The organism is Moorena bouillonii PNG (genome assembly GCF_001942495.1).
Classification (GTDB): Bacteria; Cyanobacteriota; Cyanobacteriia; order Cyanobacteriales; family Coleofasciculaceae; genus Moorena; species Moorena bouillonii.
In genome coordinates this window covers 4,806,071-4,816,621 of the sequence record NZ_MKZS01000001.1, presented here as the reverse complement: position 1 = coordinate 4,816,621, position 10,551 = coordinate 4,806,071, and the positions used below count along the sequence as shown (strand labels likewise).

Below are 10,551 nucleotides of genomic sequence, written 5' to 3'. Positions count from 1 at the left end.
ATCGGGAATCGGGAATCGGGAATCGGGAATCGGGAATCGAATCGGTAGGGAGTAGGGAGCAGGTAAGAGGTAAGAGGGAATAGGGAACAGTAGTTAAGATATCCAAGGAGTTTTTACTGTTATGATAAATTAAGATTATTTTTCGTGATAGCATTATAAATACTATAGAAAAATCGGTGTAGTAATTGTGATAATTATTGTCCCCGACTCCCGACTCCCGACTCCCGACTCCCGATTCCCGATTCCCTACTCCCTATTCCCTATTCCCTATTCCCTATTCCCTGTTCCCTATTCCCTGTTCCCTTCATATAATGATACTGACAGAACGCCTAATTATTTTCAGCCGCTATCCAGAGCCCGGAAAGACTAAAACCCGGATGATACCAGCTCTAGGAGCGGATGGTGCGGCCAACCTTCAACGTCGGATGACGGAACATACTGTTGCCCAGGTCAAGGAATTAATAACTGGTCGCCCTGTGTCTGTAGAAATCCATTTTGCTGGTGGTAATCAACAGCTAATGGAGGATTGGTTAGGCTCGAATCTGGTCTATAAACCTCAGAGTGATGGGGATTTGGGCAAGCGAATCACTTCGGCATTTCAGTTATCGTTTGCGGAAAGCATGACCAAAGTTGTGATAATTGGTATTGATTGCCCCGATTTGAATAGTTCGGTGATGAATCAGGCATTTGAGGCTCTAGACAATCATGATTTAGTACTTGGACCAGCTAAGGATGGCGGCTACTATCTGGTTGGTCTAGGCCGATTGATTCCAGAGTTGTTTGTCGGAGTGAGTTGGGGAACATCTGAGGTTTTGCAGCAAACGGTGGATATTGCTAAGAGTCTTAACTTAACTATGGCGATGCTTTCCGAGCTTACTGATGTTGACCGGCCAGAGGATTTATGGGTAGTATCAAATTTGATGGGAGTAGGGAATCGGGAGTAGGGAATCGGGAATCGGGAGTCGGGAGTCGGGAATCGGGAATCGGGAGTTGGGAATCGGGAATCGGGAATCGGGAATCGGGAATCGGGAATCGGGAATCGGGAATCGGGAGTTGGGAAAAAATCCTGTTTATATGAGATTTTACACCAGTATTAAGTGATAACAATCAATTTCAGTACTGAAAGCGACAAATATCATCACTGTTCCCTGTTCCCTGTTCCCTGTTCCCTTTTTATTTCAATCAATTTCAGTACTGAAAGCGACAAATATCATCACTGTTCCCTGTTCCCTGTTCCCTGTTCCCTTTTACCTTAAATCCTATATTCACAACCCAAATACAAACGCGCTTAGCTAATAGCTTACGTTCTGGAACTCTTAGCACTTTCTAGTTTTTCTGAAAAGATTGTAATCAGCTCCATCATGTCTTTGACTAATTCTTGTTCAACGCTGATGTCTTCTGATGACTTGTTGATAATTATTACTTCTGTATTGAATTCTTCACACATAGCAAAGACTAATTCAGCGCTAACTCTAAGCAGCCTATCTTTGTGAGTAATGACAACTCTGCCAACATTCCCCTGCATGATGCGCTTGAGCAGTTTCTGTAAGCCTTTATTTTGGGAATTGATTCCGGAAGCTGAATCCTGGATTGTCTCATACTGCCAACCATTAGCAGTACTAAAAGACTCTAAAATCTTGATTTGCTTGACTAAATCTTCTTTTTGGTCTTGACTTGAAATACGGGCATAGTTAATGGTTATCCGATCATCGATCTGACCGACATTCCGTGGTGTAATGTGTTTGATATCGGCTACATAAAATCGCCGATGGCCACTGGGAGAACGTTGTGACCTAATTTTTCCTGCATCTGCCCACCTCCTTAAGGTTTTAACTGAGACCCCTAGCTCACTGGCTGCTTCTCCAATACTAATGGTTAACCCTGACATGTTGGATTTCTCACCTTATTTGAATTGAGTTTAATCAGCTATCAGCAGTCAGCCGTCAGCTATCAGCCGTCAGCTATCAGCTTAAGCGCTACGCGCACGCGTGCGCGTTCAGCTATCAGCCGTCAGCTTATGGGTTATTATCAGCTATTAGTTATCAGTTATTATCAGCTATCAGCTTATGGGTTATCACAGCGTCGAAGCCTGCAGGGTTATTCACAGGCTTCGACGCTGTGATAACCCTGCAGATGGTGCTTTTCAATAAAATAAGCTGACCACTGACGGCTGACCACTGACCACTGACCACTGACCACTGACCACTGACCACTGCCCACTGACCACTGACCACTGACCACTGACCACTGACCACGGACCACTGACCACTGACCACTGACCACTGACCACTGACCACTGACCGCTGAATGCTGTTTACCTTTTATTATATCGCTATTACGTAATAAATGTCTAGATATGGATAGAAATTAATAAAAAAATGGTTATTCCCTAGTCAGGGATGCTAATTTGTCAGAAACAATGCCTAAACGTCTTGCGTGATAGTAAAAATTTCAATTATCATCCCGGTTCTCAATGAGGCTAGTCACATAGCTGATACTTTGGCTACGGTTAGGGAAGCGTCTAATGTGGAAGTGATTGTGGTAGATGGGGGCAGTTACGATGAAACCGTTGCGATCGCACAATCACTGGGTGCTAAGATTATAGCTGCTGGTACCGGTCGCGCTAGTCAAATGAATGCTGGTGCTGCGGTGGCTACGGGAGATATTCTGCTGTTTCTCCATGCTGATACCCGTTTACCAACAGGATTTGATACGTTAGTTCGCGAAGGGTTACAAGACTATGACACCGTGGCTGGTGCTTTTGAATTAGCTATTGATGCTAACCTGCGGGGGGTAAGGCTAATTGAACGGATGGTGAATTTGCGATCGCGTTTTTGCTCCCTGCCTTACGGTGATCAAGCCATCTTTATCAAAACTAAGGTGTTTACAGACCTTGGTGGTTTTCTGAATCTACCGATTATGGAAGATTTTGACTTAATGCGACGCCTCCGCCACCTAGGTAAAATAACTATCCTTAATCAACCTGTGCTAACATCAGGACGCCGCTGGCAGACCTTAGGGGTTGTGAAAACGACATTAATTAACCAAATGGTGATCGTTGCCTATCATTTGGGGGTTTCTCCTCACCGGATTGTGGGTTGGTATCGTCGAGCAAAAGGGTAAAGAATCGGGAATCGGGAATCGGGAATCGGGAATCGGGAATCGGGAGTGGGGAATCGGGAACAGGGAACAGGGAACAGGGAACAGGGAATAGTTAAAAAATCCTGTGTACCTGATTAGATTAGAAAGCGCTATACTTTCCTGATCTCCCACACTCCACATCTCCCCATCTCCCCATTTCCCCATCTCCCCATCTTCCCACACCCCACACCCCACACCCCACACCCCACACCCCACTCTCCACACCCCACACCCCACACCCCACACCCTTGTCTCTTCATCTGAAAGCGCTAAAGTATCATAGTGTCCCACATCAACAGCGAGAAGATCCAAAATGCTGGAGTTGTATCAATTTGAACTGTCCCAATACTCAGAGAAAGTACGACTGATTCTGGATTACAAAGAGCTGGACTATCGCAAAATTGAGGTAACCCCAGGAGTAGGACAGTTAGAACTATTCCAACTGTCTGGTCAAAGTAAGGTACCAGTGCTAAAAGATGGGGATACCGTGATTAGCGATTCCACTGCGATCGCAATGTATTTGGATCGCAAATATCCCGACAAACCCATCATCCCCAGCGATCCCAAAGAACGAGGACTCTGCTTACTGATCGAAGAATGGGCAGATGAATCCATTGGTACCAAGAGCCGGAAAGTGGTCTATGGCGCATTGAGTCAAAATCCCGACTTCCGCAAATCGGTCTTACCGAACCAAACCCCGGATGTGCTCAAAACAGTAGTTGGTTCCGTACCCTCGGAATTTTTAGATATTCTAGGGTTTGGTGTCGGTTGTGGCACTGATGCCGTCAAGGAAGCCAAAGATGGTCTCAAGCAAGACCTAGAAGCCTTGAGTCTATTGCTCCTGGATAGTCCTTATCTAGTCAGCAACTCCCCTTGCTTAGCAGATTTTGCCGTAGCCGGTTTAAGTCTGCTCCTGAAATTCCCCGATGGGAATTATCTCGATATCCCCCAGCAATATAAAGGTCAAGGGATTCCTGGCTTTGCCGATAGTAACCTCTATGAAACCTTTTTTGCTTGGCGCGATCGCATTTATGCTGATTATCGCAAACCTTTAGTTTCCGATAGTCCCAGTGATTCTCAACCCACATCAATTGAGATTGATTAATCAGATTTACCGTCAGCGGTCAGCCGTCAGCGGTTAGCAGTCAGCGGTCAGCCGTCAGTGGTCAGTGGTCAGTTTGACCCGATGGTGCGTTACGGGGCGGACTAGCTTGCTAGCTTGCCTATTGCCTAGAAAAGTGGTGCGTTACGGGGCTACTGGCGCTGGACCTTGAATATGATGGCAATCCCACCCCTAACGCACCCTACTCCCTACTCCCTACTCCCTACTCCCTACTCCCTACTCCCTACTACCTACTCCCTACTCCCTACTCCCTACTCCATACTCCCTACTCCCTACTCCCTACTCCCTATAACCCAAATGATTTAGGATTGCTATAGTCCTAGAATTGTGGTAATGGATTTAAGTCAACCTTTAGGTTCAGTTATTCAAGGCTCTCTGTCTGCTGGATTGGAAGTGCGATTACNTCCCTACTCCCTACTCCCTACTCCCTACTCCCTACTCCCTACTCCCTACTCCCTACTCCCTACTCCCTACTCCCTACTCCCTACTCCCTACTCCCTACTCCCTACTCCCTACTCCCTACTCCCTACTCCCTACTCCCTACTCCCTACTCCCTACTCCCTACTCCCTACTCCCTACTCCCTACTCCCTACTCCCTACTCCCTACTCCCTACTCCCTACTCCCTACTCCCTACTCCCTACTCCCTACTCCCTACTCCCTACTCCCTACTCCCTACTCCCTATAACCCAAATGATTTAGGATTGCTATAGTCCTAGAATTGTGGTAATGGATTTAAGTCAACCTTTAGGTTCAGTTATTCAAGGCTCTCTGTCTGCTGGATTGGAAGTGCGATTACACCCCGATGTCTCCGTAGAAGATATGCGAGTGGGGAAATTTCTGGTGGTTCAGGGAATGCGATCGCGTTTCTTCTGTATGCTCACCGATGTCTCTTTGGGAACCTCCAGTCAGCGGATTCTGGTTAATCCTCCTAATCCCAATGATGACTTTCTACGGGATGTACTCGCAGGTAGTGGCACCTACGGTACGATTAATTTAACCCCGATGCTAATGTTTACGCCACAAAAATCCCAGTCACAACCGCCAGTGGAACTAAATGGAAAAAGTCCCTTAGGCTCCTTTCAAGCTCAAAGTAGCGAAGAGATGGAATTGTTACCAGTAAAAACAATTCCCAGCCATTTTTCTCAAGTATACGATGCCAGTGAACGGGATTTTCGGGCAGTCTTTGGCTCAGAAGATGACCCCCATCGCCGGAATTTTTCCATTGGTCAACCCCTTGACATGGAAGTCCCCATATGCATTGACTTAGATCGGTTTGTAGAACGCAGTAACGGGGTTTTTGGTAAATCTGGCACCGGTAAATCCTTTCTAACTCGGCTACTGCTATCTGGGATTATCCGTAGGCAAGCAGCAGTAAATTTAATTTTTGATATGCACTCGGAATATGGCTGGGAAGCCGTATCGGAAGGGAAACAATTTAGTACAGTCAAAGGATTGCGTCAGCTTTTTCCATCCCAGGTACAAGTTTATACCCTCGACCCAGAATCCACCAGACGACGAGGGATTCGGGATGCCCAAGAGCTTTATCTGAGTTATGACCAGATTGAAGTAGAAGATATCAACCTAGTCCGAGGAGAGTTAAATCTTTCTGAAGCTAGTCTAGAAAATGCCATTATTTTACGCAATGAATTTGGCAAATCCTGGATTGTGCAACTGCTCTCCATGACCAATGAAGAAATCCAGGAATTTTGCGAAGTAAAACGAGGCAACAAGTCCTCAATTATGGCATTACAGCGCAAATTAAGCCGATTGGATGAATTAAAATATATCCGTAGTGCTTGTCCCCATAATTATGTCAAGCGAATTTTAGAATCTCTCGATGCTGGGAAGCATGTTGTCGTAGAATTCGGTTCCCAATCCAACATGCTTTCCTATATGTTAGCTACTAATTTAATTACCCGTCGTATTCATAGCAGTTATGTCAGAAAAGCCGAGATATTTTTGCAGTCAAAAAATGCCAGCGATCGCCCCCGTCCCCTAGTGATTACCATTGAAGAAGCCCACCGTTTCCTAGATCCAGCCACAGTAAGGCAAACAATTTTTGGGATTATTGCCCGTGAAATGCGCAAGTATTTTGTAACCTTGTTAGTCGTAGACCAGCGTCCTTCTGGAATTGATAACGAAGTCATGTCTCAAATTGGAACTCGGATTACCTGTTTGCTAAATGATGATAAAGATATTGAAGCAATTTTTACTGGGGTGTCTGGTGGCCAAAGTTTGCGTTCGGTATTGGCCAAGCTCGATTCTAAACAACAAGCCTTAATTTTAGGACATGCCGTACCAATGCCAGTGGTAGTCAAGACTCGTGCTTACGATCAACAATTTTATCAGGAAATTGGGGAGCTAGATTGGCAAGAAAAGTCCGATCAAGAGGTATTTTTAGCCGCCCAATTAGCTAGGGAAGATATAGGGTTTTGAGATAAGCTATCAGCAGTCAGCAGTCAGCGGTCAGCTATCAGTGGTCAGCCCTCAGTGGTCAGTGGTCAGTGGTCAGCCGTTGGCCTTTGGCACCTCAACTAGCGTGGCACCTCAACTAGCGTGGCACCTCAACTAGCGTGGCACAGGCTTCTAGCCTGTGTGACCCATAAGCTGTTCGGTGTAGCGTGGGCGTAGCCCATAAGCTGATAGCTAATATAGCAATCCGTGTAGGAATTGCTGAGAATTTTGTTCCCTACTCCCTACTCCCTACTCCCTACTCCCTGTTCCCTGTTCCCTATTCCCTGTTCCCTTTGCTATAGCTGATAGCTGATAGACGAACTTTTCTAGTATGCTGAAGATATGATGCCATAAGGCTTACGATATCTAGCAAATGCCCTATCTGGTAACATCAGGGCTTAATTCCCCTGTGATTCATCCGGGGGATAATTTAAAAGGAGATTAAAACTTGAGGAACCAAAATCCACAAAATTGGCAATCTTTACTCGGGGGGATTATCGCAGCATTAGTTATTCTCCTCACCTTTAATTGTTTTGTAATCATCAATCCCGGTCAGGCTGGAGTCCTTAGTATTTTGGGTAAAGCTAGAGATGGCGCTCTGCTTGAAGGTATCCACTTCAAACTGCCCTTCGTCTCTATAGTCGATGTGTATGATGTCACCGTACAGAAGTTTGAAGTCCCAGCCCAGAGTTCCACAAAGGATCTTCAGGATTTGACCGCTCGATTCGCCATTAACTTCCGCCTCGATCCCAGTCAAGTGGTTAGCATCAGGCGAAAACAAGGAACTCTACAGAATCTAGTGGCCACAATTATTGCCCCTCAGACTCAAGAGTCATTTAAAATAGCTGCCGCACTTCGTACTGCTGAAGAATCCATTACCCAACGGAGTCAGTTAAAGGAAGATTTTGATAAGGCTTTGGGCGAAAGGTTAGCCAAGTATGATGTCGAAGTATTGGATACTAGTGTGATTGACCTGAATTTTTCTAGGGAATTTGCCAAGGCAGTTGAAGAAAAACAGGTAGCTGAACAACAAGCCCAACGAGCTGTCTATATAGCACAGCAGGCTGAGCAAGAAGCTCAAGCAGAAATTAATCGCGCTCAGGGTAAAGCAGAAGCCCAACGACTTTTGGCCGAAACCCTCAAAGCTCAAGGGGGTGAACTAGTGCTCCAGAAAGAAGCGATCGCAGCTTGGCGAGAAGGTGGGGCTCAGATGCCTAAAGTTCTCGTTATTGGTGGTGATAGGAATAGCAGTGTTCCCTTTATCTTTGACCTAAACAACGTACCTCAATAGCATCAAAATGTCAATAAAATTATCAAAAACTCTTTAATTTAATGCTAGTTACTAGTGGGACGTTTGATAGTTTGCAGTTGAGTATTAGTAGTTAAATTACAACTACAAAAACCCGTTTTCTATCTAGAAAGCGGGTTTTTTAAAAATAAATTTATAGCAGTCGAAGTAAAGCTTAAGACATATTTATTTTACCTGTTACCTACTCCCTACTCCCTATTCCCTATTCCCTACTCCCTACTCCCTACTCCCTACTCCCTTTCCTATAAATTTTTCATGAGTATTTTCACCCTACAATCCGTTCGCAAAGACTTTGGGATTAAAGAAATCCTCAAAGAAGCTACCTTTAGTCTAGATCCTATGGATAAAGTTGGTTTAATTGGCACTAATGGTTCAGGCAAATCGACCCTATTAAAAATAATTGCTGGTCTTGAGCCCATTGATGCTGGTCAACTCTCCATTAATCCCAAAACTAAAATTGTTTACTTACCCCAACAACCAGACTTAGATGACAATCATACCGTTTTAGAGCAAGTGTTTGCTGATAGTGGTCAGCAGATGACTCTGATTCGTGAGTATGAAGAACTTTCCCAGAAATTAGCTCACAATCCCGAGGATAACCAACTGCTAGCACAGCTATCAAGTGTAACCCAGCAGATGGATGCCACAGGAGCTTGGGAACTAGAAACAAAGGCAAAAATTATTCTAAGTAAATTAGGAATAGTTGATTTTGATGCTCCCATTGGTCAGTTGTCTGGTGGCTATCGTAAACGGATTGCATTAGCAGCCGCTTTGCTAGCGGAACCAGAAGTATTGTTAATGGATGAGCCCACAAACCATCTCGATGCCATGTCCGTAGAGTGGTTACAGAGTTACCTAAATAGTTATCGTGGAGCAATATTACTGATTACTCACGACCGCTATTTTCTAGACCAGGTCACCAACCGCATTATCGAAATTGACCGGGGAGACCTGTATACTTACTCTGGCAACTATTCCTACTATTTAGAGAAAAAAGTCTTAGCTGAAGAATCAGCCATCAGTACTCAACGGAAACATCAAGGGGTATTGCGCCGAGAATTAGAATGGCTCAAACGGGGTCCAAAGGCTCGCAGTACCAAGCAAAAAGCTCGTATTGACCGTATTCACGACATGCAAGCCAAAGAGTTTAAACAAGCTCAGGGTAAAGTAGAAATTTCTACCCCTGGTCGTCGAATTGGCAAGAAAGTAATTGAGTTAGACAATGTTTCTAAAGGCTATGACGGTAGAATTCTGGTCAAAGATTTTACCTACGAATTTAGTCCCGATGACCGAGTTGGCATCATAGGTGGGAATGGGGTAGGGAAATCTACCCTAATGGATATTATTACTGCACGCATTCAGCCCGATTCTGGTAACGTTGAAATTGGGTCTACCATTTATATCGGTTACTTTGACCAGCATTCAGAAGATTTGCTCGAAGCTCTTAATCAAAATCAGCGAGTAATTGATTACCTAAAAGACGTAGCAGAGTATGTCACAACCGCTGATGGTACATTAATTACTGCCTCACAGATGCTGGAGCGTTTCTTATTTCCTCCCAACCAACAGTATGCACCAATTCATAAGCTTTCCGGAGGAGAGAAACGTCGCTTGTTTCTGTTGCAAGTACTGATGAGTTCTCCCAATGTACTTATTCTTGACGAGCCCACCAATGATTTAGATGTACAAACTCTAGCTGTACTGGAGGAGTATCTAGAAGGGTTTAATGGTTGTGTAATTATAGTCTCCCACGACCGCTATTTCCTAGACCGCACCGTCGATAAAATCTTTGCCTTTGAATCTGAGGGTAACATACGTCAGTATCCTGGTAATTATTCCCTTTATATCGATAAAAAGCGAGAAGAAGAGGCAAAACTAGCCCAACAGATGGCTCAGACTCAAAGTAAAAAGCCTGAATCCTCTAAGGTCGAGGCCTCCACAAAAAAATCATCCAGTAATAACAAACCCCGTCGGCTGTCTAATTGGGAAAGGCGGGAATTCGAGAAACTCGAAAGTCAGATTCCCCAACTGGAAGCTCAGAAAGCTGAGTTGGAGAAAACCCTATATCAATCCCCTCCCAAAAACACCAGTGAAGTCCAGAAACTTTATCAGACCTTAGAGGCGTTGACTCAAGAAATTGATACAGCAACTGAGCGTTGGATGGAGTTGGCCGAACGGGAATATTAGATGATAAGCTGATTGGCCTATGGCCACGCTACCCTTTACCCTAGGTCACGCGGGGCGCGTTCCCATAACTTAGATCACCATCGCTGTAATTCTACCGTTGCGCTCCTACCGTTCCATACGCATAATTAAGCTAACAACCCTTGTGATTGGCCGTTCGGGCAGCGTCGGGCTTTGCCCGAAAGGCGACGCTACCCGACCCATAATTGAGCTAACTACCGTTGAGTAAGCATAATCTATACCATAATCTATAAGAACCATCTCAGGGGGTGACAAGCTAATTAAAAATCTTACAGGGGTTAGGTTTTAGGGGTTAGGTTTTAGGGAAGATTGTCAAGC

Annotated in this window: 12 protein-coding genes and 1 pseudogene; 8 read left to right on the top strand and 5 right to left on the bottom strand. The window is 44.9% G+C overall.

Annotation, left to right across the window (positions count from 1 at the left end):
* Positions 1-311: 311 nt before the first annotated feature.
* A complete protein-coding gene (locus tag BJP37_RS19515; RefSeq protein ID WP_075901242.1) occupies positions 312-944 on the top strand; it encodes a TIGR04282 family arsenosugar biosynthesis glycosyltransferase in 633 nt (210 codons plus the stop codon).
* Here the strand turns inward: BJP37_RS19515 and BJP37_RS41315 are convergent.
* The 4 genes and pseudogenes from BJP37_RS41315 to BJP37_RS44340 form a co-directional block, all read right to left on the bottom strand.
* Complete coding sequence (locus tag BJP37_RS41315) at positions 874-1,107, bottom strand: hypothetical protein (protein ID WP_198954115.1); 234 nt, start codon at positions 1,105-1,107, stop codon at positions 874-876. The two genes, BJP37_RS19515 and BJP37_RS41315, sit on opposite strands and share 71 nt — an antisense overlap.
* Positions 1,108-1,300: 193 nt before the next feature.
* Positions 1,301-1,888 (bottom strand): IS607 family transposase, encoded by a 588-nt coding sequence (locus tag BJP37_RS19510; RefSeq protein WP_075901240.1) that lies wholly within the window; start codon positions 1,886-1,888, stop codon positions 1,301-1,303.
* A gap of 154 nt (positions 1,889-2,042) precedes the next feature.
* Positions 2,043-2,255 (bottom strand): hypothetical protein, encoded by a 213-nt coding sequence (locus tag BJP37_RS19505; protein ID WP_330359444.1) that lies wholly within the window; start codon positions 2,253-2,255, stop codon positions 2,043-2,045.
* A pseudogene (locus BJP37_RS44340) lies at positions 2,230-2,283 on the bottom strand (hypothetical protein); the annotation flags it as partial. The pseudogene BJP37_RS44340 and the gene BJP37_RS19505, both read right to left, overlap by 26 nt.
* A 153-nt stretch (positions 2,284-2,436) precedes the next feature.
* Between BJP37_RS44340 and BJP37_RS19500 the strand changes: the two are divergent.
* Positions 2,437-3,123 (top strand): TIGR04283 family arsenosugar biosynthesis glycosyltransferase, encoded by a 687-nt coding sequence (locus BJP37_RS19500; protein WP_075901236.1) that lies wholly within the window; start codon positions 2,437-2,439, stop codon positions 3,121-3,123.
* On the opposite strand, the gene BJP37_RS39595 is transcribed toward BJP37_RS19500, so the two are convergent.
* Entirely contained in the window at positions 3,037-3,453 is a 417-nt protein-coding gene (locus tag BJP37_RS39595; protein WP_158069672.1) for a hypothetical protein, read from the bottom strand. The genes BJP37_RS19500 and BJP37_RS39595 overlap by 87 nt on opposite strands.
* Before the next feature lies 1 nt (position 3,454).
* Here BJP37_RS39595 and BJP37_RS19495 point away from each other — a divergent pair, with 1 nt between their 5' ends.
* From BJP37_RS19495 to BJP37_RS19470, 6 genes are all read left to right on the top strand, one after another.
* On the top strand, positions 3,455-4,246 hold the full coding sequence (locus BJP37_RS19495; RefSeq protein WP_075901234.1) for a glutathione S-transferase family protein: 792 nt from the start codon (positions 3,455-3,457) through the stop codon (positions 4,244-4,246).
* A gap of 171 nt (positions 4,247-4,417) precedes the next feature.
* Positions 4,418-4,570 carry a hypothetical protein gene (locus tag BJP37_RS19490; RefSeq protein ID WP_158069671.1) on the top strand — a complete coding sequence of 51 codons (153 nt, stop codon included), beginning with the start codon at positions 4,418-4,420 and terminating at the stop codon, positions 4,568-4,570.
* Positions 4,571-4,991: 421 nt separating this feature from the next.
* A complete protein-coding gene (locus BJP37_RS19480) occupies positions 4,992-6,701 on the top strand; it encodes a helicase HerA domain-containing protein (RefSeq protein ID WP_075901230.1) in 1,710 nt (569 codons plus the stop codon).
* A 185-nt stretch (positions 6,702-6,886) separates the two neighbouring features.
* Positions 6,887-7,021: a hypothetical protein gene (locus BJP37_RS43685; RefSeq protein WP_269087027.1), complete on the top strand. Its 135-nt coding sequence runs from the start codon at positions 6,887-6,889 to the stop codon at positions 7,019-7,021.
* A gap of 146 nt (positions 7,022-7,167) precedes the next feature.
* Positions 7,168-8,010: a prohibitin family protein gene (locus BJP37_RS19475; protein ID WP_075901228.1), complete on the top strand. Its 843-nt coding sequence runs from the start codon at positions 7,168-7,170 to the stop codon at positions 8,008-8,010.
* Positions 8,011-8,283: 273 nt separating this feature from the next.
* Positions 8,284-10,215, top strand: coding sequence for an ABC-F family ATP-binding cassette domain-containing protein (locus BJP37_RS19470; RefSeq protein WP_075901226.1), 1,932 nt, complete (start codon positions 8,284-8,286; stop codon positions 10,213-10,215).
* Positions 10,216-10,551 lie beyond the last annotated feature (336 nt).

Coding starts and splice junctions, on each gene's coding strand:
- BJP37_RS19470 (WP_075901226.1), top strand. CDS start 8,284: ATGAGTATTTTCACCCTACAATCCGTTCGCAAAGACTTTGGGATTAAA.
- BJP37_RS19510 (WP_075901240.1), bottom strand. CDS start 1,888: ATGTCAGGGTTAACCATTAGTATTGGAGAAGCAGCCAGTGAGCTAGGG.
- BJP37_RS19480 (WP_075901230.1), top strand. CDS start 4,992: ATGGATTTAAGTCAACCTTTAGGTTCAGTTATTCAAGGCTCTCTGTCT.
- BJP37_RS19490 (WP_158069671.1), top strand. CDS start 4,418: ATGATGGCAATCCCACCCCTAACGCACCCTACTCCCTACTCCCTACTC.
- BJP37_RS19515 (WP_075901242.1), top strand. CDS start 312: ATGATACTGACAGAACGCCTAATTATTTTCAGCCGCTATCCAGAGCCC.
- BJP37_RS19495 (WP_075901234.1), top strand. CDS start 3,455: ATGCTGGAGTTGTATCAATTTGAACTGTCCCAATACTCAGAGAAAGTA.